At 72.8% G+C, this 24,830-nt stretch carries 20 protein-coding genes; 10 read left to right on the top strand and 10 right to left on the bottom strand.

Annotated features, from left to right (window positions below):
• Positions 1–38 precede the first annotated feature (38 nt).
• Complete coding sequence (locus ABZ497_RS03265; RefSeq protein ID WP_359803127.1) at positions 39–833, top strand: alpha/beta hydrolase; 795 nt, start codon at positions 39–41, stop codon at positions 831–833.
• The gene (locus ABZ497_RS03260; protein ID WP_329489635.1) at positions 830–1,150 is read left to right on the top strand and encodes a hypothetical protein; all 321 of its coding nucleotides are present in this window, start codon (positions 830–832) and stop codon (positions 1,148–1,150) included. The genes ABZ497_RS03265 and ABZ497_RS03260 overlap by 4 nt, the downstream gene beginning before the upstream one ends.
• Positions 1,151–1,291: 141 nt before the next feature.
• Here ABZ497_RS03260 and ABZ497_RS03255 read toward each other — a convergent pair whose 3' ends face one another.
• From ABZ497_RS03255 to mce, 3 genes are all read right to left on the bottom strand, one after another.
• Positions 1,292–2,221: a cellulose-binding protein gene (locus ABZ497_RS03255; RefSeq protein ID WP_218201876.1), complete on the bottom strand. Its 930-nt coding sequence runs from the start codon at positions 2,219–2,221 to the stop codon at positions 1,292–1,294.
• A gap of 107 nt (positions 2,222–2,328) precedes the next feature.
• Positions 2,329–6,912, bottom strand: coding sequence for a hypothetical protein (locus ABZ497_RS03250; RefSeq protein ID WP_359803124.1), 4,584 nt, complete (start codon positions 6,910–6,912; stop codon positions 2,329–2,331).
• Between the two features lie 526 nt (positions 6,913–7,438).
• Positions 7,439–7,882, bottom strand: coding sequence for a methylmalonyl-CoA epimerase (mce, locus tag ABZ497_RS03245; protein ID WP_329489637.1), 444 nt, complete (start codon positions 7,880–7,882; stop codon positions 7,439–7,441).
• Between the two features lie 245 nt (positions 7,883–8,127).
• Here mce and ABZ497_RS03240 point away from each other — a divergent pair, with 245 nt between their 5' ends.
• Positions 8,128–9,336: an acetyl-CoA C-acetyltransferase gene (locus ABZ497_RS03240; protein WP_359803122.1), complete on the top strand. Its 1,209-nt coding sequence runs from the start codon at positions 8,128–8,130 to the stop codon at positions 9,334–9,336.
• A 71-nt stretch (positions 9,337–9,407) separates the two neighbouring features.
• The gene (gene meaB / locus ABZ497_RS03235; protein WP_359803120.1) at positions 9,408–10,364 is read left to right on the top strand and encodes a methylmalonyl Co-A mutase-associated GTPase MeaB; all 957 of its coding nucleotides are present in this window, start codon (positions 9,408–9,410) and stop codon (positions 10,362–10,364) included.
• 299 nt (positions 10,365–10,663) lie between these two features.
• Here the strand turns inward: meaB and ABZ497_RS03230 are convergent, their stop codons facing one another.
• The 4 genes from ABZ497_RS03230 to ABZ497_RS03215 form a co-directional block, all read right to left on the bottom strand.
• Positions 10,664–11,179: a MarR family transcriptional regulator gene (locus tag ABZ497_RS03230; RefSeq protein WP_329489640.1), complete on the bottom strand. Its 516-nt coding sequence runs from the start codon at positions 11,177–11,179 to the stop codon at positions 10,664–10,666.
• A gap of 39 nt (positions 11,180–11,218) precedes the next feature.
• Positions 11,219–12,028 (bottom strand): AIM24 family protein, encoded by an 810-nt coding sequence (locus ABZ497_RS03225; protein WP_329492249.1) that lies wholly within the window; start codon positions 12,026–12,028, stop codon positions 11,219–11,221.
• 245 nt (positions 12,029–12,273) lie between these two features.
• A complete protein-coding gene (locus ABZ497_RS03220; RefSeq protein ID WP_329489641.1) occupies positions 12,274–12,924 on the bottom strand; it encodes an AIM24 family protein in 651 nt (216 codons plus the stop codon).
• Positions 12,924–13,562, bottom strand: a complete 639-nt coding sequence (locus ABZ497_RS03215; protein ID WP_329489642.1) for an AIM24 family protein — start codon at positions 13,560–13,562, stop codon at positions 12,924–12,926. The genes ABZ497_RS03220 and ABZ497_RS03215 overlap by 1 nt, the downstream gene beginning before the upstream one ends.
• 242 nt (positions 13,563–13,804) lie before the next feature.
• Between ABZ497_RS03215 and ABZ497_RS03210 the strand changes: the two genes are divergently transcribed.
• Complete coding sequence (locus ABZ497_RS03210) at positions 13,805–14,137, top strand: DUF3817 domain-containing protein (RefSeq protein ID WP_329489643.1); 333 nt, start codon at positions 13,805–13,807, stop codon at positions 14,135–14,137.
• 104 nt (positions 14,138–14,241) lie between these two features.
• Here ABZ497_RS03210 and ABZ497_RS03205 read toward each other — a convergent pair whose 3' ends face one another.
• Entirely contained in the window at positions 14,242–15,855 is a 1,614-nt protein-coding gene (locus tag ABZ497_RS03205; protein ID WP_359803117.1) for a M4 family metallopeptidase, read from the bottom strand.
• A 430-nt stretch (positions 15,856–16,285) separates the two neighbouring features.
• Positions 16,286–17,926 (bottom strand): M4 family metallopeptidase, encoded by a 1,641-nt coding sequence (locus ABZ497_RS03200; protein WP_359803115.1) that lies wholly within the window; start codon positions 17,924–17,926, stop codon positions 16,286–16,288.
• A 499-nt stretch (positions 17,927–18,425) separates the two neighbouring features.
• Here ABZ497_RS03200 and ABZ497_RS03195 point away from each other — a divergent pair, with 499 nt between their 5' ends.
• The 3 genes from ABZ497_RS03195 (at position 18,426) to ABZ497_RS03185 (ending at position 21,333) form a co-directional block, all read left to right on the top strand.
• Positions 18,426–18,953, top strand: a complete 528-nt coding sequence (locus ABZ497_RS03195; RefSeq protein ID WP_359803113.1) for a MarR family transcriptional regulator — start codon at positions 18,426–18,428, stop codon at positions 18,951–18,953.
• A 101-nt stretch (positions 18,954–19,054) separates the two neighbouring features.
• On the top strand, positions 19,055–19,393 hold the full coding sequence (locus ABZ497_RS03190; RefSeq protein ID WP_359803111.1) for a DUF3817 domain-containing protein: 339 nt from the start codon (positions 19,055–19,057) through the stop codon (positions 19,391–19,393).
• 254 nt (positions 19,394–19,647) lie between these two features.
• A complete protein-coding gene (locus ABZ497_RS03185; protein WP_329489648.1) occupies positions 19,648–21,333 on the top strand; it encodes a methylmalonyl-CoA mutase family protein in 1,686 nt (561 codons plus the stop codon).
• A 70-nt stretch (positions 21,334–21,403) separates the two neighbouring features.
• Here ABZ497_RS03185 and ABZ497_RS03180 read toward each other — a convergent pair whose 3' ends face one another.
• Positions 21,404–22,099, bottom strand: coding sequence for a TetR/AcrR family transcriptional regulator (locus ABZ497_RS03180; RefSeq protein WP_359803109.1), 696 nt, complete (start codon positions 22,097–22,099; stop codon positions 21,404–21,406).
• A 367-nt stretch (positions 22,100–22,466) separates the two neighbouring features.
• On the opposite strand from ABZ497_RS03180, the gene ABZ497_RS03175 reads away from it, so the two are divergent.
• Both ABZ497_RS03175 and ABZ497_RS03170 read left to right on the top strand, forming a co-directional pair.
• Positions 22,467–23,462 carry a tetratricopeptide repeat protein gene (locus tag ABZ497_RS03175; protein ID WP_359803107.1) on the top strand — a complete coding sequence of 332 codons (996 nt, stop codon included), beginning with the start codon at positions 22,467–22,469 and terminating at the stop codon, positions 23,460–23,462.
• A 698-nt stretch (positions 23,463–24,160) separates the two neighbouring features.
• The gene (locus ABZ497_RS03170) at positions 24,161–24,826 is read left to right on the top strand and encodes a DUF6230 family protein (RefSeq protein ID WP_359803105.1); all 666 of its coding nucleotides are present in this window, start codon (positions 24,161–24,163) and stop codon (positions 24,824–24,826) included.
• Positions 24,827–24,830: the final 4 nt, after the last annotated feature.

The raw sequence follows: 24,830 nt of genomic DNA, 5'->3' as shown, positions 1-24,830 counted from the left end.
GAGTGGGCCCGCCGGGCGCACCGAACTACGGTGGGCGCATGACCCAGCTCCCCTCCGCATTGTCGGTCCGCGAGAGTGGTACCGGAATGCCCCTCGTGCTCCTGCACGCCTTCCCGCTCGATGCCTCGATGTGGTCCGCCCAACTGGACGGGCTGCCCGGGACGACCGGCCACGAGGCCCGGGTGCTCGCGCCCGACCAGCGCGGCTTCGGCAGTACCGAGCTGGGCACGGACGAGCCCTCGCTGGACGCGGTGGCCGACGACGTCGCCCTGCTGCTGGACGCGGCCGGGATCGACCGGGCGGTGATCGGCGGTCTCTCGATGGGCGGGTACGTGGCGCTCGCCTTCGCCCGCCGCCACCCGCGGCGGATGGCCGGTCTGCTGCTGGCCAACACCAAGGCGACCGCCGACACGGACGCCGCCCGGGCCAACCGCGAGCGGATCGCCGCCACCGTCCTGGCCCGGGACAGCGTCCAGCTGCTGCTCGACGAGCGGATGGCGGCGGGCCAGCTCGGGCCGGACTCCGGGCACCTGGTCGACCGCGTCCAGGGCATGATCGCCGCCGCGTCGCCGGCGGCGGTGGCCTGGGCGCAGCGGGCGATGGCGGCCCGGCCGCAGACCCTGGACGTGCTCGCCGGGGTACGGGTGCCGACCGCCGTCGTGGCGGGGGAGCTGGACGGCCTGATGCCGCTCGAAGAGGCCGAGCTGATGGTGCGGGCGCGGCCCGACGCCGAGTTGACCGTCATCCCCGGCGTGGGGCACCTGAGCGCGCTGGAGGCGCCGGAGGCGTTCGACGCGGCGGTGCGCGGGCTGCTGGCGCGGGTGACGCGATGAAGGAGGAGCGGGCGGAGACCGGCGGCTGGGACTTCTCGGCGCTGGAGGTGACCGGCCGGGTACCGGTCACCAACCGCGGGGAGGGGCTGCTCGAACTGACCCTGGAGCCGCTCGGCGAGGACTACTGGATGCGTCCGGGGGAGACCTTCATCGTCACCTCGTACGGCGACTACGGCTCCGGACACCCCTTCGAGGTGCAGTACTGGCGGGACTCGGTCTCGGTCTGGTGCACCTCGTGGTTCGGCACCGTCTCGGACGACGACGGCAACCAGCTGAGCTGTGGCCACCAGCGGCCCGACGGGGCCTATCCGCGGTGAACCCGGGGAGTGGGGAGTCGGGCCGGCCGACTTCCCGCTCCGGGCCGCCAGGGGCCGCCAGGGAGCCGCCCCGGGGCCGTCGCCGGGGGACAGCAGGACGGGCCCCCACCCGCAAGGGTGGGGGCCCGTCCTGCCGCGGCGTCAGCGCGACTGCTGGGCGGGCACGCCCATGGTGTCGTCGTTCGGCAGCGAGGCGGCGGCCACGGCCGCGCCGGTCAGCGTCGCCAGCATCTCGCGGACGTTGGTCAGCTGGGCGTTGATGCTGTCGCGGCGGTTGGTGAGCGCCGCCAGCTCGCGCTCGGACTCGCTGCGGATCCGGTCGGCCTTGGCGTTGGCGTCGGCCACGATGTCCTCGGACTGGCGCTGGGCCGTCTCCACCGTCTGGCGGGCGCGGCGCTCGGCGTCGGTGCGCAGCTTCTCGGCCTCCAGGCGCAGCTGCTCGGCCCGGTGCTCGATCTCGGCCAGGCGCTTCTCGGCCTTGGCCTGACGGGCGGCCAGGTCGCGCTCGGACTGCTCGCGGCGCTTGGCCAGGTTGGTCTCGAACTCCAGCGCGGCCTGGGCGGCCTTGGTGCGGGTCTCCTCGAAGAGGGCGTCCGCCTCCTCGCGCTTGTTCTGGGCGTCCTTGTTGGCCTCGGCGCGCAGCTGGGCGCTGTCGCTCTTGGCCTTGTCGACGATCCGCAGACCCTCGTCCTCGGCCTTGGCCTTGCGGTCCTTGGCGTAGTTCTCGGCCTCGGTGCGGACCTGCTGGGCGGCGGCCTCGGCGAGCTCGCGGTGCTGCTCGGCAGCGCGGTGCGCCTCGTCGCGCAGGTCCTTGGCCTCCTCCTCGGCGAGTCGCAGGATCTTCTCGACCCGGGCGCCGAGACCGGCGTAGGAGGGCTCCGCCTCGGTGACCGCCGCCTGCGCGGTCTGGGTCTCCAGGTGGAGCTCCTCGATGCGCTTCTCCAGCGCGCTGATCCGGGTCAGGGCACTGTCACGGTCGGCCACCAGCTTGGTGATCCGCTCGTCGACCTGGGCGCGCTCGTACCCACGGCGCACCAGGTCGAAGCCGTGAGGGGAGTGACTGTCGCTCATGGGGTTCTGGGCTTCCTGTCGTCAAACCGCTGAGGTGGTTGAGGGAATCCTGACACGGTACCGGAGTGTCGTCGGCGAAATGCCGTTGTCTTGCGGAGAATGTCCGCTCAATCGGGTGGTGCGCTGCCGGAACGATTGCCACCCGACCGGGGGGAGCCGACTCCGGCACCCGCCTTGGCCCCCCCGTCTTTCTTGCTCGTACTTCCCCCGTTTGCCTGCACGACCGGTGACGGTGCTTCGAACGCCTCCAGCGCGGACAGCACGTCCTGCACCCTGGAGATCTCGGTGTTGATGTCCTTGCGGCGGCGCACCAGCTCGTCCAGCTCGCGCCGGCCCTCGTCGGTGACCCGCTTCGCCTCGGTCCGTGCCTCGGCGAGCACCCGCTCGGCCTCCGCCTTCGCCAGCTCGATCTGCTCGTCGGCGGCCTCGTCGGCGGTCCGCAGGCGCTTCTCCGCCTCGGCCGCCGCCGTCTCGATCCGCTCCTCGGACTCCTCCTGGGCGGACTTCAGCTTGGCCTCGGCCTTGATGATCAGGGCCTCGGCGCGGTCGGTCGAGTCGGCCAGCTTGGTCTCGGCCTCCTTCAGCAGGCCCTCGGCCTTGCGGACGGCCGAGATCCGGACCTTGCTGGCCTCGGCGGACGCCTGCGAGTTCAGCTCGTTGGCGTGCTCCTCGGCGGCCGCGATCAGCGCCGCCGCCCGCTCCTCGGCCTCGGCGACGGCGGCCACCGCCTGCTCCTCGGCCTCGGTCAGCTGCTCCTGGGCGGCCGTCACCAGCGCGTCCACCCGCTCGCCGGCCGACTTCATCGCCTGCGCGTTCTCCTTGCGGGCGCGCTCGTGCAGGGCCTCCACCTCGGCGTCGGTGCGCTCGCGCAGCTCCTCGGCGCGCTCGCGGATCGCGGTGGCGTCCCGGCGGGCCTCGGAGAGCAGGGCGTCGGCGTCGGCCCGGGCCTTCTCGACCGCGGCCTGTCCGGCCGCCTCGCCGGCCGCGACCAGCCGGTCGGCCTCCTTGCGGGCGGCCGCGACCATCGCGTCCGCCTGCTCCTCGGCGGCGGCGGTGGTGGCCAGCGCGGTGGTCTGGGCGTCCTCGCCGAGCGCCTCGGCGTCGGCGAAGGCCCGCTCCAGGACGGACTTGGCCTGCTCGCGGGTGGCCTTGTCGAAATGCTCGGCGGCCTCGCGGATCTCCGCGTCGAAGGCGTCGGCGCGGGCGTGGGTGTCCGCGTCGTAGTCGTCCGCGAGGGACCGGGTGGCCAGCGCGTACTCCTCGGCCTCGGCCCGCAGCGCGGCGGCGAACTCCTCGGCCTCGGCGATCGTGGCGGCGGCCCGCTCCTCGCCGGCGGCCACCGTCCGGGCGGCCCGGTCCTCGGCGGCGGCGCGCTGCTGCTCGGCGTTCTCCCGGGCGGCGTGCAGTTCGGCCTCGGCCTCGGCGCGCAGCTGCTCGTCGTAGGCCTGCGCCTCGGCGCGGCGGCGGGCCAGCTCGGCCTCGGCGGCCTGGCGCTCGCCGGCCAGCTCCAGCTCGGTCTGCTCGCGCAGCGCGGTCGTCTCGGCGGCGGTCCGGGCCCGCAGGTCCGCGGTCTCCCGGTCGGCCAGGGCCCGCTGTTCGGCGGTCTCCCGGTCGGCGCTCTCGTGCTGCTCGGCGATCGCGCGGGCGGTGCGCTCGCGCAGCTCGGCGGTCTCCCGGTCGGCCAGCGCGCGCTGCTCGGTGGTCTCCCGCTCGGCGGTGTCGCGCAGTTCGGCGGCGGCCTGCTCGGCCTCCCGGCGGACCTCGGCGGCCTCGCGCTCGGCGGTGGCCCGCAGCTCGGCGATCTGCAGGGACGCGGCCTCGTGCATCCCGGCCACCGACTGGCGGACCTCGGCGGCCTCGTCCTCGGCGTTGGCGACCAGCTCGGCGGCCTCGGCCCTGGCCGCGGCCGTCAGCTTCTCGCCGTCGACGCCGGCCTGCTCCAGCACCGCCCGCGCCTCGGCGCGGATCGACTCGGCGGTGGCACGCGCCTCGGACAGCTCCCGGCCGGCCTCGGCCCGGACGGTCTCGGCCTGCTCGGAGGCCAGGGCCAGGTCGGCCTCGGCCCGCTCGCGCAGCGCCGAAGCGGCGGCCTCGGCCTCGGCCGTCCGCTGCTCGGCGGCGGCCCGGGCGGCCTCCAGCGCCTCCTCGGCCTCCGCCCGCAGACGGGCCGTCTCGGCGGCGGTGTACTCGGTGAGTTCGGCGGCGGTCCGTTCGGCTTCGGTGCGGAGTCGGTCGGCGTGGGCCTCGGCGGCTTCGCGGAGCGCGGTGGTCTCGGCGGCAGTGCGCTCGGTGAGTTCGGCGGCGCTCTGTTCGGCTTCGGTGCGGAGTCGGTCGGCGTGGGCCTCGGCGGCTTCGCGGAGCGCGGTGGTCTCGGCGGCGGTGCGCTCGGTGAGTTCGGCGGCGGCCGTCTCGGCCTGCTCGCGGGCGGTCCGGGCGGCGGCCAGCTGCTCGGCGGTCTCCTCGCGCTCGCGGAGCAGACCGGCGGCGGCCTCCTCGCGCTCGCGCCGGCTCTCCTCGCGCAGCGCCTCGGCGGCGGCGTCGGCCTCGGCCCGGGTCCGGGCCAGCTCGGCGTCGGCCTCGGCGCGCAGCCGCTCGGCGTCGGCGACCGCGGCGTCCAGCACGGCGGTGGCCTCGGCCTGCGCGTCGGCCCGGACGGCCTGCGCGTCGGCGTTCGCCCCGGCCCGCACCCGCTGATCGAACTCGGTTGCCTCGCGGCGCAGTTCGGCGGTCTCACGCTCGGCGGCGGAGCGGTTCTCGGCGGCCGCGGCCTTGGCCGCGGCGAGCGCGTCCTGGCCCTGCTGCTCGGCACCGGCGACGATCTTCTCGGCCTCGGCGCGGGCCCGGTCGAGGGTCTGCTCGGCGCGGCCCTGGGTCTCGGCGGCCTGCTGCTTGGTCTGCTCGCGCAGCCGCTCGATCTCGGCGGCCGCGCCGGCGCGCAGCTCGTCCGCGTCGGTCTTGGCCCTGGTCAGCAGCTCCTCGGCGGTCTTCGCCGACTCCTCGATCTGCACGACGGCCTGCCGGCGGGCCTCGCCGCGGACCCGGTCGGCCTCGGCGGCGGCCTGGGCGCGCAGCTCCTCGGCCTCGGCCCGCAGCCGGGCGGCCTCGTCCTGCATCTGCCGGACCCGCTCGCGGATGCCGGCCGCGTCGTCCAGGGCGGCGTTCTGGGCCTGCTCGACGGCGGCCTGCGCCTGCTCGCGCAGCCGCTCCGCCTCGGCGGCGGCCTCGGCGCGGATCCGCTCGGCCTCCGTGGTGGCCTCGGCCCTGGCGGTCTCGGCGTCCTGGTTGGCCCGGCCCAGCATCTCCTCGGCCGTCTTGGCGGCCTTGGCGAGGTGGACGGTGGCGTCCTTGGCGCCGGCCGCCCGGCCGGCCTCCTCGGCCTCGCTGCGCAGCTGCTCGGCGGCGGCCTCGGCCTGGGCCCGCAGCTCGGCGACGTCGCGCTCGGCCTGCGAGCGCAGCTCCGCGATGGCGGCCTCGGCCTCGGACCGCAGCTGGCCGGCGACCGACTCGGCGGTGGCGCGCAGCCGTTCGCTCTCCTCGGCGGCGGCCGCCTTGGCGGCCTCCGCCTCGGCCTGCTTGGTGGCGGCCTCGGCCCGGATGGCCTCGGCCTGCTTGGTCGCCTGGGCGACCATCCGGGCGACCTCGGCGCGGGCGGTCTGCGAGCGCTGCTCGCTGGCGGCCTCGCCGTCGGCGACCTTGCGGACGGCGGCGGCCTCGGCATCGGCCTGGAGCTGCTCGGCGGCGGCCTCGGCCTGGGCGCGGAGCTCGGCGGACTCCCGACGGGTGCGCTCGGCCTCGGCGATCGCCTCGGCGCGCAGCCGCTCGATCTCGGCCTGGGCGTGGGCGAGCGCCTCCTCGGCGCGGGCCTGCTCGGCGCTGGCGTGCTCCTTGAGCCGGCCGATCTCGGCCTGTGCGGCGGCGAGCTGCTGTTCGGCGGCGGCGTGCGCGGCGGCCAGCTGCTGCTGGGCCTCGCCGCGGGCGGCGTTCACGTCGGCGGCGGCCTGGGCGCCGGCCTGCTGGGCCTGCTCGGAGGCGGCGCGCAGCAGGCGCTCGGCGTCGGTCTGGGCACGGTGGAGGGCGGCCTCGGCGGCGGCCTGGGCCTCACCGCGGGCGGCGTCGACGTCGGCGGCGGTCTGGGCGCGGGCGTGGTCGGACAGCGCGGCGGCCTCGGCGCGGGCCGCGGCCATCATCCGCTCGGCCTCGGCGCGGGCCTCCTGGAGCAGGCGCTGGGCCTCCTGCTCGGTGCCGGCCCGGGTCTGCTCGGCCCAGTTGACGTTCTCGTTGACGTGCTGTTCGGCGCTGCGCCGCAGCTCGGTGAGCTCGTCCTCCAGCTGGCGGCGGCGGGCGGCCAGCTCGGCCTCCAGCCGGGCGGTGCGCTCGGCGGCCTCGGCCATCAGGCGCTGGGTGGCCTGCTGGGAGTCGCGCAGCTGCCGCTCGGCGTCGGCACGCAGCTGCTGGGCCTGCATCTCGGCGGTGCGGAGCAGCTGCTCGGCCTGGCCGGAGACGGCGTCGAAAGCACGCGGCTGGGCGAGCATGCGACGGGACTCGTGCAGCTTGGCCCGGAGCACCTCCACCTGGTAGGCGAGGTCCTCGGCATGCTCGACGGTCTTGTCCCGCTCCTTGCGAGTCCGATCCATCTCGGCCTCGAACTGGGAGAGGTGATCGTCAACCTCGTAGCGGTCGTAGCCCCGCACTCCGCGGTCCCATCCATCTCCTGGTCGCGTCCTCGACCCGGCCGCACCCCGGCTCCCGTGTCCGGGGCCCCGGTCCGACTGGTCCTTGCATCCGCAGCCGGTGGACGGCCCCTGTTCTGGTCGGGGGCGTCCGCCACGGTTGTCGAAGTCCTGGGCGTCGGAGCGCGGTCGTGCCGCGTTCCCCCGTCCGGGTGGACTCCTGGGCGAACTCTTGCCTTGTGGAGAATGGTGACAGATCCGAACTGCGACTGTTCAGCCGTGCCCGCGTAATGGACTCCCCTGCGACGGGCCGGTCCACCGCTGGGCGGACAGGCCTGTCATCGGCCGTGCCCGTCGCCTCCGTCGCCCGGAGTCTTCGCGCACCTGGGCATTGTAGTGGGAGCGTCCCACGGGGGAATGGCCGCGTAGGGGTTTTCCGGGCATCGGGCGACATTACTGACGGGTCATGAGGGCCGCGGGCCCCTCGGCGGGCTCTGGGCGGACCCCCGGCGGGTGCCGTCGGAACCCGACGGCACCCGGGTGCGGGTCAGTGCTCGTCGTGCTCGCCGGGCTCTGCGGCGGTGACCAGCTCGGTCAGCACACCGCCGCAGTCCTTGGGGTGCAGGAAGGTGATCCGGGAGCCCATCGAGCCGATCCGGGGCTGCTCGTAGAGGACCCGGATGCCCTTGGCGCGGATGGACTCGGAGTCGCCGTCCACGTCGGCGGTGCCGAACGCGATGTGGTGGACGCCCTCGCCGTTCTTCTCCATCCACTTGCCGACGGCGGAGTCGGGCCGGGTGGGCTCCAGCAGCTGGAGGTAGGAGGCGCCGCCGTCACCGGTGTCGTTGATCTTGAGCATGGCCTCGCGCACCCCCTGCTCCTCGTTGACCTCGCTGTGGAACACCTCGAAGCCGTAGGTGGCGCGGTAGAACTCGACCGTCTTGTCGAGGTCTCGGCAGGCGATGCCGATGTGGTCGATGCGGGTGAGCACGGTGGCCTCCGGGTCTGGGCGGGCTACGGGACGGCAACAGTGCAGCGCATGCGGCCGGGGTGCGCCAGCGATCCGGGTGCGAGCCTGCTCACACGGGCGGGGTTCACCCGGACCGGGTTGACACGGTGTTGACTGGATCGTGCCAGTGCGCTCGATCACACCGTCGGTCCGGTGACGGACGGGTAGCAGGTCAGTACATTGAGCGGAATCCTCACCTGGCCACGACGTGCGAAGGGGCTCGTCCCATGACCAACACCACCTCTGTGATCGTTGCCGGTGCGCGGACCCCGATGGGTCGCCTGCTCGGTTCGCTCAAGGGTTTCTCCGGCGCCGACCTCGGGGCCGTCGCGATCAAGGCCGCCCTGGAGCGGGCCGGCGTCGCGGGGGACCAGGTCCAGTACGTGATCATGGGCCAGGTGCTGCAGGCCGGCGCCGGCCAGATCCCGGCCCGCCAGGCCGCCGTCAAGGCGGGCATCCCGATGAACGTCCCGGCGCTCACCATCAACAAGGTCTGCCTCTCCGGCCTGGACGCCATCGCGCTGGCCGACCAGCTGATCCGGGCCGGCGAGTTCGACATCGTGGTGGCCGGCGGCCAGGAGTCCATGACCAACGCCCCGCACCTGCTGCCGAAGTCCCGCGAGGGCTACAAGTACGGCGCGATCGAGCTGCTGGACGCGATGGCGCACGACGGCCTCACGGACGCCTACGAGAACATCCCGATGGGCGAGTCCACCGAGAAGCACAACACCCGCCTGGGCATCCCGCGCGACGTCCAGGACGAGATCGCCGCCGCGTCCCACCAGCGGGCCGCCAAGGCCCAGCAGAACGGCGTCTTCGAGGCCGAGATCGCCCCGGTGGAGATCCCGCAGCGCAGGGGCGAGCCGCTGGTCTTCAGCCAGGACGAGGGCATCCGGGCGGACACTACCGTCGAGGGCCTGGCCAAGCTCCGCCCGGCCTTCACCAAGGACGGCACGATCACCGCCGGCACCTCCTCGCAGATCTCCGACGGCGCCGCCGCGGTGGTCGTGATGAGCAAGGCCAAGGCCGAGGAGCTGGGCCTGAGCTGGATCGCCGAGATCGGCGCGCACGGCAACGTCGCGGGCCCGGACAACTCGCTGCAGTCGCAGCCGTCCAACGCGATCAAGCACGCGCTGGCCAAGGAGGGCCTGGAGGTCGGCGACCTCGACCTGATCGAGATCAACGAGGCGTTCGCGGCCGTCGCCCACCAGTCGACCAAGGACCTGGGCGTCTCCTCCGACATCGTCAACGTCAACGGCGGCGCGATCGCGCTCGGCCACCCGATCGGCATGTCCGGTGCCCGCGTGGTGCTGCACCTGGCGCTGGAGCTCCAGCGGCGCGGCGGCGGCGTCGGCGCGGCCGCGCTCTGCGGCGGCGGCGGCCAGGGCGACGCGCTGATCGTCCGCGTCCCGAAGGAGCAGGCCGCGAAGGCCTGATCATCCGACTTACCTCAGGGGCTGCGGACCGCCACCAGCGGTCCGCGGCCCTTCGGCGCTAGGAGCTCCTGATGATCGATGTCGCGACCCTGGTCGAGCAGGCCCGCGCGGGCCGGCCGCGTGCGGTGGCCCGGCTGATCTCGCTGGTCGAGAACGCCGCCCCGCAGCTGCGCGAGGCGATGGCGGCGCTGGCCCCCTACACCGGCCGGGCCTACACCGTCGGGCTGACCGGCTCGCCCGGCGTGGGCAAGTCCACCTCGACCTCCGCCCTGGTCACCGCCTACCGGCGGCTCGGCAAGCGGGTCGGGGTGCTGGCGGTGGACCCGTCCTCGCCGTTCTCCGGCGGCGCGCTGCTCGGCGACCGGGTCCGGATGCAGGACCACGCCACCGACCCCGAGGTGTTCATCCGCTCGATGGCCACCCGCGGCCACCTCGGCGGCCTCTCCTGGTCGGCCCCGCAGGCGCTGCGGGTGCTGGACGGGGCCGGCTGCGACGTGATCCTGGTGGAGACCGTCGGCGTCGGCCAGTCCGAGGTGGAGATCGCCGCCCAGGCGGACACCACCGTGGTGCTGCTCGCCCCCGGGATGGGCGACGGGATCCAGGCCGCCAAGGCCGGGATCCTGGAGATCGGCGACGTCTTCGTGGTGAACAAGGCGGACCGGGACGGCGCCGACGCGACCGCCCGGGAGCTCAACCACATGCTCGGCCTCGGCGAGAGCCGCGAGGCGGGGGACTGGCGGCCCCCGATCGTGAAGACCGTGGCGGCCCGCGGCGAGGGCGTCGACGAGGTGGTCGAGGCGCTGGAGAAGCACCGCGCCTGGCTGGAGGAGCACGGCGAGCTGGCCGTGCGCCGCCGCCGCCGGGCCGGCGACGAGATCGAGGCGATCGCGCTGGCCGCGCTGCGCTCCCGGATCGGCGACCTGCACGGGGACCGCCACCTGGCCACCCTGGCCGAGCGGGTGGTGGCCGGGGAGCTGGACCCGTACGGCGCCGCCGACGAACTGGTCGCCGGACTCACCCAGGGCTGAACACGACGAGGGGCCCGGTCACCCGTCGCACCGACGGCCGACCGGGCCCCGGCACAACCGGCCCACTCCGATCCCGCCCTGCCACCCACCCGACCCTCCGCGAGCCGAAGGGGCGCGCCGGTGCCGGCCTTCCGTAGCCGCGCCACCCACCCGACCCGCCCCGAGCCGAAGGGGCGCGCCGGTGCCGAAAGGGAGAAGCGAGGACGCCCCGAGGAACGAGGGGTGTTGGAGCGCCGACCGTCGGCGCCGGGTCAAGCACCCCGGAGGCGAGTGGGCGAAAGTACAGCGAGCGGGCGAAGTTACGCCCGGCCGCGGAGGTCCCGCAGGTGTTCGGCGACGGGGGCCAGGGCCTGGTACATCGCGTCCAGCTGCTCGGGGCTGAAGCGGTCGATGAAGTGCGTCCGGACGCTGCGCACGTGGTCCGGGGCGACCTTCTGCATGGTCTCCCAGCCCTGCTCGGTGAGGTGGGCGTAGAGGCCGCGCCGGTCGCCCGGACACTCCTGCCGCAGGACCAGCCCGGCCGTCTCCATCCGCGTGATCTGGTGCGAGAGCCGGCTCTTGGACTGCAGGGTCGCGGTGGCCAGGTCGGTCATCCGCATCCGCCGCTCGGGTGCCTCGGAGAGCACGACCAGGATCTCGTAGTCGTTGATCGCGAGGTTGTGCGGCTGGAGTTCGCGGCTGAGCTGGTAGTCCAGCAGCTTGGAGACCTCCAGGTGGGCGCGCCACAGCCGCTGCTCCCGGGCGCTGAGCCACGGAGTCCCCTCCTCCGGCTGCGAGGGGGGGACGTCGGCGGCGTCGATCGTGCGCGTATCCATGGTGCGAGCATACCGCATTTAGTTCAATCTTGTACGACTTTACAGGCCGAAACGCCGCCCGAGGTCGCCCAGGTTACCGAGCCCGGGCACGTTGAGGTTGCCCCCGCCGTGGCCCGCGGCCGCGGGCTGCGACGGCACCCCGCCCATCGGCACGCCCGCCTCGGCGTGCACCTGGCCGACGTTGCGGTCGGCCATCAGCACCTCGGTCGACTGCAGCAGCACCTGGCCGGCGCCGATGAACTCGAACTGGTGCTCCTCGCCGGACGCCCCGCCCAGGCCGGTCAGCCGGCGGATCCCGCCGATCACCCCGTGCATGTAGTCGTGGTCGTAGTGGTGGCACGGCGCCGGGCAGTCCGCCCAGCCGACCAGCGCCTGCGGGTCCACCCGGATCGGCGGCTCGACGAAGTGCACCGGCCCGTTGGACGCGGCCACGAACTTGCCGCTGCCGATCAGCGTGAGGAACCCGGGGATGATCGACTGCTTGAGCCGCAGCGTGGGCTCGTACGCCAGGAGGTTGCCCGAGCGGACGGTCAGGTTCCCCTCCTCCAGGTCGTAGGAGTTGAGGTCGAAGGCGCGGTCGGCCAGCAGCAGCTTGCCCCGGCCCTCGGCGACCACCCAGTCCGCCGCGTGCATCGGCGAGTTGAAGTGCTGACCGAGCATCCGGTCGATCGCCCCGGCGCCGACGCCCTTGAAGGAGATGTCGCCGTAGTAGGCGATCATCTTGCCCTTCTGCAGGAAGTACGACCCGTTCAGGTCGACCGAGAAGGCGTACGGGTTGACGTTGTCGTTCGCCGGCAGGCTGTGCACGTCGTGCACCACCGGGCCGGAGCCGTCCGGTGCCTTCGGCAGCGGGGCCTGGGCGCCCCCGTACTGCTCCTGGGCGTACTGCTGCGGCGGGTAACCCTGCTGCGGAGGCGGCGGGTAGCCCTGCTGCGGGTAGCCCTGCCCGGGCGGCGGGCCGTAGCCGGGCGGCGGCGGGGCGGCCGGGTAGCCGGGCTGGGTGGGCTGGTTGTACGGCGACGGCTGGCCGTACGGCTGCGGCTGGCCGTACGGGTCGTGCGGCTGCCCGTAGGGGGGCTGCGGCGGGTAGGACATCAGAGCTTCTCCTCGCTCGCCTGCACGAACACCGTGCCGTTCCCGGACAGCTCCAGCTGGAAGGCCTCGCCGGAGCCGCGTCCGATCATGTCGCGCCACCCCAGCGCGGTGGACAGCTTGTTCTGGACCTGGCCGCGGTGCGCGACGTAGGCCTGGGGGTCGACGTGGACCGGCTGGTGCGGGGTGATCGGCAGTTCGAAGACGCCGCCGTGCGCCATCACCGCCACCGCGCCGTGGCCGTCCAGCTTGGTGGTGAACAGGCCCTGCCCGGTCACCTGGCCGCGGACCATGCCCATCACGCCGCCCTGCGACCCCATGAACATCGTGGACTGCTGCAGCGAGCCCTCGAAGGCCAGCAGCCGGTCCGCCTCGACGTACAGGGTGTCGCCGGCCAGGTCGATCACGTGCACGTGGTGGCCGCCGTGGCCGAACATCACGGTGCCCTGGCCCTCGACGGTCATCAGCGGGGTGTCCTCGTTGGCCACCCGGCGGCCGATCATCGACATGACGCCGCCCTGGCCGCCGGTGAGGTTCGGCGTGAACCGGACCTCGCCGGTGTACGCGAGCATCGCGCCGCGCTGGCTGAACATCCGCTGCCCGGGGACGACCCGGGCCTCGATCATCTTGTTGTTGATCCTGGTGAACGGCATCAGACGTCGCCCCCGATGGTGATCTTCTCGGACGGCTGAACGTAGACCAGGCCCTCGCCGGAGAACTCCACCTGGACCGCCTCGCCGCCGCCCTCGCCGATGAAGGTCGACCAGCCGGCGCCCGACTTGAGGCTGCGGCTGAGGTTGCCGGTGTGCGCGACGTACGCCCCCGGGTCCACCCGCAGCGGCATGCCCTGGGAGACCCGCAGGATGATCGCCGGCCCCTTGGAGGTGAGCGCGGCCCAGCCGTGGCCCTCCACCTTGGTGGTGAACAGGCCGTTCCCGGAGGAGATGCCGTTGAGCCCGGTGAAGCTGGTGCCGGTCTTCAGCGTGCCCTCGGTGCAGAGGAGGTTGTCCGACTCGACGTAGAGCGTCTCGCCGTTCAGCCGGACCAGGTTGATTTCGGTGGCTCGGTCGGCGAAGTAGCAGGTGCCCTGCCCCTTCACCTCCATGACCGTCATCTGCTCACCGGTCAGCCGTCGGGTCACGACGCCGCGAAGCCCGTCACCGCCGCCGCTGAGCTTCTTGAAGTTCATCTGGCCGGTGTACGCGACCATCGAGCCGTTTCTGGCTTTCACGCCATCGCCCGTCATGTCGACGGCGAGCGTCTTGGACCCTTGGAGTCGAAACTGTGCCACCGCCGCAATGTAGCGGGATCCGGCAGCTCGGGGGGAGGGGGCGGGGTCGTTCTGGTACCTGTCTGCGACAAAACCGGCCCGTCGGACACCGGCTGTACCGGCTCCGTATCCCCTGCGTGTCCGCCGCCGGACCCCGGGCCCGTCGGCGCCGCACCCCGGGAGCGGGGTCGGACATGTGCTCGGTGATAATGGCGGGGATGCTTGTGAGCCGGTTCACAAGCGATCTTCGACTCCTGACTGAGGTGCCCATCGTGAACAGCAGTGCCGTCCACCGCCTGCGTCTGGTCTCCGGCCCCGAGGGCCTCTCGTTCCTCCTGCTGCTGGTCTGCTCGGTGCTCAAGCGCACCACCAGCTTCGACGCGGTGCCGGTGATGGGCATGATCCACGGGATCCTGTTCGTCCTGTACGTGGTGTTCTGGATCATGGCCTGGCAGGCGCAGAAGTGGGACGCCAAGCGCGGCATCCTGCTGTTCGTCCTCTCGGTGCTGCCCACCGGCGGCTTCTTCGCCGAGCGGACCCTCGCCAAGGAGGAGCGCGGCGAGCTCGCACCCGCCCGCGAGCCCGCCACCGCCTGATCGCCGCCCGAACGACCGCGGGCAGGCCGACAGGCTGCCGGGGCCTCCTCTCCCAGTGGGCCCCGGCAGCCTGTCGCCGTTTCCAGGTGTGGTTCCGGTGGTGACTAGTTGACGTTCACCGCGCTCCAGGCCGCGGCCACCGCCGCGTACTGGGTGCTGGTGGTGCCGTAGAGGTCACCGGCCGCCTTCAGGGTCGCCGTGCGGGCGGCCTTGTAGTTGGTGGTGGAGGTGAAGTAGACGGTCAGCGCGCGGTACCAGATCGCGGCGGCCTTGTCCCGGCCGATGCCGGTGACGGTGGAGCCGTTGGAGGTGGGGCTGTTGTAGCTGACGCCGTTGATGGTCTTGGCGCCGCTGCCCTCGGCCAGCAGGTAGAAGAAGTGGTTGGCCACGCCGGAGGAGTAGTGGACGTCCACGTTGCCGACCCCGGAGTACCAGGAGTCCTTGGACGCGCCGTCCTTCGAGGGCTTGTCCATGTAGCGCAGCGGGGTGCCGTTGCCGTTCAGGTTGAGCCGCTCGCCGATCAGGTAGTCCGGCACGTCCGAGGGCAGGTTGGCGTACCACTCGACCATGGTGCCGAAGATGTCCGAGGTGGCCTCGTTGAGGCCGCCGGACTCGCCGGAGTAGACCAGCCCGGCGGTGGCGGAGGTGACGCCGTGGGTCATCTCGTGGCCGGCCACGTCGATGGCGGTCAGCGGGTGGGTGTTGCCCGAGCCGTCGCCGTACGTCATGCAGAAGCAGGAGTCGTTCCAGAACGCGTTGACGTAGTTGGAGCCGTAGTGCACCCGGCTGCTCGCGCCGACGCCGTTGTTCTTGATGCCGCTGCGGCCGAAGGTGTTCTTGTAGTAGTCCCAGGTCGCGCCGGCGCCGTACTGGGCGTCCACCGCGGCGGACTGGGTGTTGGAGGCGAGCCCGTTGCCCCAGACGTTGTCCGCGTCGGTGTACAGCGCGTTCCCGCTGGCGGCGTTGCCCGTCCACTGGTTGCCGCGGGAGGCGTCCTTGAGCTGGTAGGTCGAGCCGCTCTGGGTGGTGGTCAGCGGGACGCTGCCGACGAAGACGCCCTTGCCGCTGCCGTTCGCGGTCTGGAACTCCTCGTGCGTGGAGAGCACCTCGCCGGTGGCCGCGTCGGTGACCAGCCGCTGGCTGCTCGGCGTGCCGTCGGCCCGCTCGCCCTTGACGACGGTCTGGTACGCCAGTCGCGGGTTGCCGTCGGCGGCCCAGACCACCAGGGTGGCCGTGCCCGCGCCGTCGACCCGGCTGATCGCCGACTCGTCCTTGTCCGCGGCGATGCCGACGGTGGCCCGGACGGCGCCGAGCGCCTGGGCGCCGGCCTTGTCGGCGGAGAGCGCCGGGGTGAGGCTCGGCAGCGAGAGCTGCCCGCCGAACGCCCGGTCCACCGAGGTGATCGCGCCGTTGGCCTTCTGGTGCACCACCAGGTCGCCGCCGAGGACCGGCAGGCCGCCCAGGGTCCGCTCGTAGCGCAGGTGACGGGTGCCGTTGGCGTCCACCACGGCGTCCTTGGCGACCAGCCGCTCCTGGTCGCCGAGGGCGAGCGCCTGCGCCACCGGCGCGGCCTCGCTGCCGGCCAGCGAGATCAGCGCGTCGTGCTGCTGCACCACCGAGGGCGCGGCGGCCTGGGCGGGGGCGGCGGCGACCTGGATGGCGCCGGCGAGCAGGGCGGTGGCGGAGAGTACGGCTCCGGCTGTCAGCTTTCGCTTCACGTACGGGGTTCCTTCCACGAAACCGCGTGTGCGCGGTCACGCCGCGTACCGGGGCGCCGGGGTTGGCGCCGTGGGGCGGTAGGGCGCTGACGTGCTGCTCCCGTGCGGTTCCGACGGCCGGTCGGTGGGTGGGGCGACAGCCGTCGAACGGGGCTTTGGTCAGAAGCATGACAACCGCAGGTCGTGAAAGGACAGGGCGCCGCCGGCGATTGGCCAGGTCTCGCCAGCCGTCGGGTACGGGTGGTTCCGGTGTGCCGGGTGACCGGTTCGGGGCGTTTCGTCCCGCTGGCGGGATCCCGCCAGCGGCCGCCCTTGTCGCCCGCCGCGGCCCTTGCTACGGCGCCGCTCCGGCCCTCCCCGGCCCGGCGCGGACGCGCGAACGCCCGGGGCCTCCCCTCCCAGTGAGGCCCCGGGCGCTGTCGAGCGGACGTCAGCTGACGTTGACGCCGCTCCAGGCCGCGGCCACCGCCGCGTACTGGGTGCTGGTGGTGCCGTAGAGGTCACCGGCCGCCTTCAGGGTCGCCGTGCGGGCGGCCTTGTAGTTGGTGGTGGAGGTGAAGTAGACGGTCAGCGCGCGGTACCAGATCGCGGCGGCCTTGTCCCGGCCGATGCCGGTGACGGTGGAGCCGTTGGAGGTGGGGCTGTTGTAGCTGACGCCGTTGATGGTCTTGGCGCCGCTGCCCTCGGCGAGCAGGTAGAAGAAGTGGTTGGCCACCCCGGAGGAGTAGTGGACGTCCAGGTTGCCCACGCCGGAGGACCAGGAGTCGGCCGAGCCGCCGTCCTTGGAGGGCTTGTCCATGTAGCGCAGCGGCGTCCCGTCGCCGTTGATGTCGATCTCCTCGCCGATCAGGTAGTCCGGCTTGTCGGTCGCGAGGTTGGCGGAGAACTCGACCATGGTGCCGAAGATGTCCGAGGTGGCCTCGTTGAGGCCGCCGGACTCGCCCGAGTAGTTGAGCCCCGCGGTGGCGGAGGTGACGCCGTGCGTCATCTCGTGGCCGGCCACGTCGATCTCGGTCAGCGGGTGGGTGTTGGCGTCACCGTCGCCGTACGTCATGCAGAAGCAGGAGTCGTCCCAGAACGCGTTGACGTAGTTCTTGCCGTAGTGGACCCGGCTGGTGGCGCCGACGCCGTTGTTCTTGATGCCGTTGCGGCCGAACGCGTTCTTGTAGAAGTCCCAGGTGGCCGCCGCGCCGAACTGCGCGTCCACCGCCGCCGACTGGGTGTTGGAGGCGAGGCCGGTGCCCCAGGCGTTGTCCGCGTCGGTGTACAGCGTGCCCGAGCCGGAGGTGCGGCCCTTGAGGTCGCTGGTGGACTGGTTGCCGCGGGAGGCGTCCTTGAGCTGGTAGGTCGAGCCGCTCTGGGTGGTGGTCAGCGGGACGCTGCCGACGAAGACGCCCTTGCCGGTGCCGGTCGCGGTCTGCACCTGCTCGTGGGTGGAGAGCACCTCGCCGGTGGCCGCGTCGGTGACCAGCAGCTGGCTGCTCGGGGTGGAGTCGGCGCGCAGGCCCTGGACGACCGTCTGGTACGCCAGTCGCGGCTTGCCGTCGGCGGCCCAGACCACGAGCTTGGCGGCGCCGGCCTGGCGCACCTCCCGCAGCGGCGCCTCGTCCTTGTCGACGGCGATGCCGACGGTCGACTGGACCGCGCCGGAGGCCTGCGCGGCGGCCTTGTCGGCCGGGATCTGCGGGGTGAGGCTCGGCAGGTCGATGGTCGCGGCGACGGCCTTGTCCACGGCCTCGACCGAGCCGTTCGCGGCCTCGTGCACCACCAGGTCGCCGCCGAGGACGGGCAGGCCGGCGAAGGTGCGCTCGAAGCGGAGGTGGCGGGTGCCGTCGGCGTCCACCACGGCGTCCTTGGCGACCAGTTGCTCCTGGCCGCCCAGGGCCAGGGCCTGCGCCAGCGGGCCGGTCTGACCGCTCGCCAGGGCGATCGCCGCCTCGCGCTGCTGCGCGGCCTGCGCCTGCGCGGCGGGGGTCGGGGCGGCCTGGGCGGCGGTGGTGCCCACCTGGATGACGCCGGTGAGGAGGGCGGTGGCGGAGAGTACGGCGCCGGCTGCGAGCTTTCGCTTCACGTACAGGTCCTTCCAGGGAAACCGCGGATGTGCGGTTGCGCCGCGTCCCGGGGTGCCGGGGTTGGCACCTGAGGGGCGGGACGGGCGCTGACGTGCTCCTGCTCCGTGCGGTCGAGCGGCGGTGCCACCGGTGAGTGGGGCGGTGGCTGCCGAACGGGGCTGGGCGAAAGCATGACAATCCAACAAGTGAAATGACAGGTCTTGTTCATCGATTGGCCAGGTCTCGCCAGCCCGGCGGAAGGTAAACGGGGCGACAAATCCGGTCGAACCACCCCGCCTTGCAGCGGGTTACCGCCCGAACCGAGGCCTGACTACGGGCCGAACGCCGGATCGGCGGCCAACCGGCGGCCGGCGGCGGGCGATTGGCGGTGGTTCACACCCCCGCAATGTGCTGGTACGGACCTGTGCGTCCCACTGGCGTGATCCCGCCACGTGTCGCGCTTGTCCACCATCAGGACGCCTGGTAACACCCTGGCCACCCGCCGGTACGGTAAGGGGCGTGGCCAAGCCCCTCGCACTCGACTTCGACCCGATCGCCCGCGCCGACGAGCTCTGGACCCGCCGCTGGGGCGGAGTCCCCTCGATGGCGGCGATCACCTCGATCATGCGCGCCCACCAGATCCTGCTCGCGCGGGTGGACGCCGTGCTCAAGCCGTACGGGCTGACGTTCGCCCGGTACGAAGCGCTGGTGCTGCTCACCTTCAGCCGGACCGGCGAGCTCTCGCTGTCCAAGATCGGCGAGCGGCTGATGGTCCACCCGACCAGCGTGACCAACACCGTCGACCGCCTGGAGCGGGCCGGTCTGGTCGGCCGCCGGCCCAACCCGCTGGACGGCCGCGGGGTGCTCGCGGCGATCACCGCCCGCGGCCGCGAGGTCGTGGAGGAGGCCACCCGGGAGCTGATGGCGATGGAGTTCGGCCTGGAGGAGTACGGCCCCGACCAGTGCCGTCAGGTGTTCGACCTGCTGAGGCCGCTGCGGGTGGCCGCCGGGGACTTCGCCGAGCCGGACGCGGAGCCCGCGGAGTAGGGCGCTGCACGGCCCACCCGTAAGCGGCGGCTACCCTCGTGGGGAGCGGTGCGCGGATCCGGGCGTACCGGCCCATTCCGGCGAGCGAGGCGATGAAGAGTATGAAGGCGAACCCCCTGCTGGGCTGGTACCGGGCCCTGGCCATTGCGACCGGTGTGGCCCTGCTCGTGTTCTGCGGCTTCATGGTCGCGAAGTACGGCTTCGACACGGCCGAGGACCTGACCACCTACGTCGCGATGCTGCACGGCTACCTCTACGTCGGGTACTTCGTGGTGACCTTCCTGCTCGGCCAGAAGCTCAAGTGGCCGCTGGGCCGGATGCTCCTCACGCTGGCCGCCGGCTGCATCCCGTTCGCCTCCTTCGTCGCCGAGCGCCGGGTGGTCCGCGAGGCCGGCGAGCGGCTCCCCGCCGGCGCCGCCCGGCAGGCCGCCGGCGTCTGAGCCACGCGCCGTCCACCGCGCCTTCGAGGGCGCCCCTCCCCGCGCCGGGGAGGGGCGCCCTTCGCTTTCCGGAGCCACGAACCGGCCCTTCTCGTGCCCGAACCGGCCCTTTTCGGCGTTTTCCGGCGCGTTCGCCCCCGGCCGGGCCCCGGCTCCATCGACAATTACTAGGACGTCCGAGTAAATTGATAGGACGTCCTAACAGTTGTGCCGTCCACGTGCCGTGGCGGCCGTACGGAGCGGAGTTCGGGGTCATGGACGCCGAGGAGATCGAGCGCGGACGGCAGCGCTGGCAGCAGCGGTACGACAGCTCCCGCAAGCGGGACGCGGACTTCACCACCCTCTCCGGTGACGAGGTCGAGCCGGTCTACGGCCCGCCCGCGGGCCAGCCGGTCGAGGGCTTCGAGCGGATCGGCTGGCCCGGCGAGTACCCGTACACCCGGGGGCTGCACGCCACCGGCTACCGGGGGCGGACGTGGACCATCCGCCAGTTCGCCGGCTTCGGCAACGCCGAGCAGACCAACGAGCGCTACCGGATGATCCTGGACTCGGGCGGCGGCGGCCTCTCGGTCGCCTTCGACATGCCCACCCTGATGGGGTACGACTCCGACGACCCCAAGTCGCTCGGCGAGGTCGGCCACTGCGGCGTGGCGATCGACTCGGCCGCCGACATGGAGGTCCTCTTCAAGGGGATCCCGCTCGGCGACGTCACCACCTCGATGACCATCAGCGGCCCGGCCGTCCCGGTCTTCTGCATGTACCTGGTCGCCGCCGAGCGCCAGGGCGTCGACCCGGCGGTGCTCAACGGCACCCTGCAGACGGACATCTTCAAGGAGTACATCGCGCAGAAGGAGTGGCTCTTCGCGCCCGAGCCGCACCTGCGCCTGATCGGCGACCTGATGGCCTACTGCGCCGAGGGCATCCCGGCGTACAAGCCGCTCTCGGTCTCCGGCTACCACATCCGCGAGGCCGGCTCGACGGCCGCGCAGGAGCTGGCGTACACGCTGGCGGACGGCTTCGCCTACGTCGAACTCGGCCTCTCCCGGGGCCTGGACGTGGACGTCTTCGCGCCCGGCCTCTCCTTCTTCTTCGACGCGCACCTCGACTTCTTCGAGGAGATCGCCAAGTTCCGCGCCGCGCGCCGGATCTGGGCCCGCTGGATGCGCGACCGCTTCGGCGCCCGGACGGACAAGGCGCAGTGGCTGCGCTTCCACACCCAGACCGCCGGGGTCTCGCTGACCGCCCAGCAGCCGTACAACAACGTGGTCCGCACCGCGGTCGAGGCCCTCTCGGCGGTGCTCGGCGGCACCAACTCGCTGCACACCAACGCGCTGGACGAGACCCTGGCGCTGCCCTCGGAGCAGGCCGCCGAGATCGCCCTGCGCACCCAGCAGGTGCTGATGGAGGAGACCGGCATCACCAACGTGGCCGACCCGCTGGGCGGTTCCTGGTACGTCGAGGCGCTCACTGACCGGATCGAGGAGCAGGCCGAGGCGATCTTCCAGCGGATCCTGGACAAGGGCCGCGAGGACCATGAGATCGGCCCGATCACCTCCGGCATCCTGCGCGGGATCGAGGACGGCTTCTTCACCGGCGAGATCGCCGAGGCGGCCTTCCAGTACCAGCAGGGCGTCGAGAAGGGCGAGAAGCGGGTCGTCGGCGTCAACTGCCACCCGCGCAGCGTCACCCCCGAGCTGGAGATCCTCCGGGTCAGCCACGAGGTCGAGCGCGAGCAGGTGCGCGTGCTGGCCGCGCGCAAGGCCGGCCGGGACGAGGCGGCGGTGCGGGCCGGGCTGGACGCGATGCTGGCGGCGGCCCGCTCGGGCGCGTCGATGATCCCGCCGATGCTGGACGCCGTCCGGGCCGAGGCGACCCTGGGCGAGATCTGCAACGCGCTGCGCGACGAGTGGGGCATCTACCGGGAGACCGCCTCCTTCTGACGAACGGGGCAGCCCCCTGGACGCCGAGAACCGCCCCGCGCAGTCGCGCGGGGCGGTTCTCGGCGTCCGCTCAGCCGGCGAGGAGCCGCGGGAACGGTCCGAGCAGCAGCTCGGTGAAGCGGCGGATCCACTCGGCGGTGATCGGCTCGCCGCTGACCAGCACCCGGTGCTCGACCGTCCCGGCGATGATGTCGAAGATGATGTCGATCTCCTCGGCGGCCGCCGCCGGGTCGCCGTCCGGGGCGAGTTCGCCGCGCGCCTGGGCGGCGGCCCGGCCCTGGCGGACCAGGCGCTTCTGCGGGTCCACGATCGCCTCCCGGATCCGCCGCCGCAGCTGCCGGTCCCGGGTGCCCTCGGCGAACAGCGCGAGCAGCGCGGCCTGCGTCTCCGGGCGGACCAGCAGACCGGCGAACTGGGCCACCACGGCCTCGATGTCGGCCCGGAGGCTGCCGAGGTCGTGCATCACCAGCTCGTCGAAGAGGCTCGCGACGGCGTCCACCACCAGCTCGTTCTTGGAGGGCCAGCGGCGGTACAGGGTGGTCTTGGCGACCTTGGCGCGGGTGGCCACGTGGCCCATGGTCAGCCCGCCCCAGCCGAGTTCGGCCAGTGCCTCGCGGGTGGCGTCGAGGATGGCGGTGTCGGCGGCCGCGCTGCGCGGGCGGCCCTTGGCCCGGGCGGTGGTGCTCTCGGCGCCGTCCGGGGCCTGTGGGGGGTCTTCACGGCCCGCCGGGCACGCCGGGGTCGCGGGGGGCTGGGGGGCCGGCACCGGGCCTCCTTGCGATGTACTGGTAAGTAACATGGGTGGGGCAGGTAACGGTAGCGACTGTTCCCCGTCGGGGTCAGCGGATGCGGGCGGGAAAGTGGGGCAGCTCACGTCCCGGGACGCCGGGATGGGGTTGCGGCGGGGGGCCTCGGTCCAGTTACGCTACGACTCGTAGCGAAAGCAGTGACGACCAGGCGCCGTGACCCCGTGGGACGGGGACGGCGCGGGCGCGGATGGGGATCCGCGCCGAACGGTTCAGGTTACCGGGGGACGGGCCGTCCACCTGGGGAATCGCCGCCGCGCAGCCCGCGCGGTGCGACTTTCCGGAGGTTGGTGCCCGTCAGCGGCGCGGACGGGGGAGGATAGTGCCATGCAGCCACGGAATTCGCGTCTCAACAGCTCCGCCCTGCGCGGTGCGGTCGACCTCGCCGCAGTGAAGGCAGCCGGCGAGGCCGCCCAGAAGGCCGAGCAGGCCAGGGCCGAGCGGGCCCGCCAGGCGGCGGCCGCCGAGGCGGCCGGGGTCGCCCCGGCCCAGCCCGCGTACCCGCTCGTCATCGATGTCACCGAGGACACCTTCGAGACCGAGGTCGTCCAGCGCTCCACCGAAGTGCCGGTGGTCATCGACTTCTGGGCCGAGTGGTGCGGTCCGTGCAAGCAGCTCAGCCCGATGCTGGAGCGGCTGGCCGAGGAGTACGCCGGCCGGATCGTGCTCGCCAAGATCGACGTCGAGGCCAACCAGCTGCTCACCCAGCAGTTCGGCATCCAGGGCGTCCCGGCCGTGATGGCCGTGGTGGCCGGCCAGCTGGTGCCGCTGTTCCAGGGCGCCGAGAGCGAGGCCAACGTCCGCAAGGTGCTGGACCAGCTGATCCTGGTGGCCGAGCAGCGCTTCGGCGTGGTCGGCGGGGCCGGGGCACCGGCCGAGGCGTCGGGCGAGGCCGAGACGTACCTGCCGGAGGACCCGGCCCTGGCGGCCGCGCACGAGGCGCTGGACCGGGGGGACCTCGGCGGCGCCGTCCAGGCGTACCGGAACGTGCTGGTCGACGAGCCGGGCAACACCGAGGCCCGGCTCGGCCTGGCCCAGGCGGAGCTGCTGCGCCGGGTGGAGGGTCTGGACCTGGCGGGCGTCCGCGCGGCGGCCGCGGCCGACCCGAAGGACGTCGCTGCCCAGCTGGACGCGGCCGACCTGGACCTGGTGGGCGGTCACGTCGAGGACGCCTTCGGGCGCCTGGTGGCCACCGTCGGGCGGACCTTCGGCGAGGACCGGGACACCGTCCGGCTCCGGCTGCTGGAGCTGTTCGAGGTGATCGGCACCGACGACCCGAGAGTGACGGCGGCGCGCGGCGCGCTGGCCCGCGTGCTGTTCTGAGGACCGTCCAACGGCCGGTTCTGGCACGGCGGATGACCTGCGGTGTCGCTGACGATTTGGCGACAATCCGGTCATCGGTCCAGAGGTTTACCAAATCTTGACAACACCCGTGGGCGGTCACTTCAGGTGACCGCCCACGGGTGTTTCGCTGGTGTTTCCGGCGGATTTCGTCCTCACCGTTCCTTCAATTCATCACTCTGGGTGTGCGGGCGGCCATTTCCATGATCGCCGCCGTCCGATGTTGGATTACCCGTCAGTAATGAACCCCTTGTGCTTCGCCCGGGATTCAAGCAGCATCGGCGACGCCCGGTCCCAGCGTTCAGCCCCCCGACAGCCGGTCGGTGGGCGGAGCCAGGGATCCCCACCGGGTGAGCCGCCGGCCGAGGCCGGCGGTGGGAGGGCAGGGGGGTATCCGCGGTCCCACGGCGGTTCCTGTCCTTCGAACCGGCCGCGCGGCCCGCGCGGTCGCTGGTTGTCGCTCGGGGGTGATCGCCGATGTCGTCGGTCCTGCCCGCCGCCCCGCAAGGGCGGTCGGTGAAGGGACGGGAGTGCCGCTGTGTGCCGGCCGCTCCCGCGTCCGACGACGCCAACGGCGCTCTCCGCTACCGAGGACGTAGCTCTCTCCCATCCCAGGCCCCCACCGGTGCGCGACGCACCGCCGGGGAGCCGGAGATGTACGTCCTAGAAGGAGGACTCGCATGTCCCAGACCTACGGCAAGACCCGCTGGAAGCGCTTCGCCCTGGTGATGGTGCCCAGCCTCGCTGCCACCGCCGCGGTGGGCGTCGCACTGGCGAACAACGCGCTTGCGGCTTCGTTCAGCGTCTCCGGCCAGAGCTTCAAGGTCACCACGGCCGAGCTGCACGGCACCAACTTCGCGCAGTTCGGCTCGATCGACGCGGAGACCAACGGCACGCCGCACCCGGTGGCCATCTCGGCCTTCGACTCGGCCACCATCAAGAGCCTCTGCCAGTCCGTGGTGACCGACCCCAACGTCATCCCCGGCCTGCCGTGGAAGCTGCCGAAGATCACCCTGCGCCTGGAGGCCGGCCAGAGTGACGACCCGGCGAAGCAGGTCACTGCCAAGAACCTGCTGATCGACCTGGAGCAGCTGAACGCGGACGCCGAGTTCACCAACATCAACATCGGCCAGGACGCGTCCACCCTGAAGGGCACCGCCACCCAGGGCTGGAAGTCCAAGCTCGGTACCGGCCTGCCCTCCGGCGCCACGGGCTTCGCCCAGGCCGCCGACAAGGCCGACCTGTCCAACGTGCAGCAGACCGCCTGGGCCACCTCGGCCGGCACCTTCAAGCTCCAGGGCCTGAAGCTCAACCTGCACACCGACGGCGGGCACGAGTGCTACTAGGCCG

This window comes from Kitasatospora sp. NPDC005751 (genome assembly GCF_040630835.1).
Taxonomy (GTDB): Bacteria; Actinomycetota; Actinomycetes; order Streptomycetales; family Streptomycetaceae; genus Kitasatospora.
The sequence above is the reverse complement of the archived record's forward strand: the minus strand, read 5'-3'. Positions and strand labels throughout refer to the sequence as shown.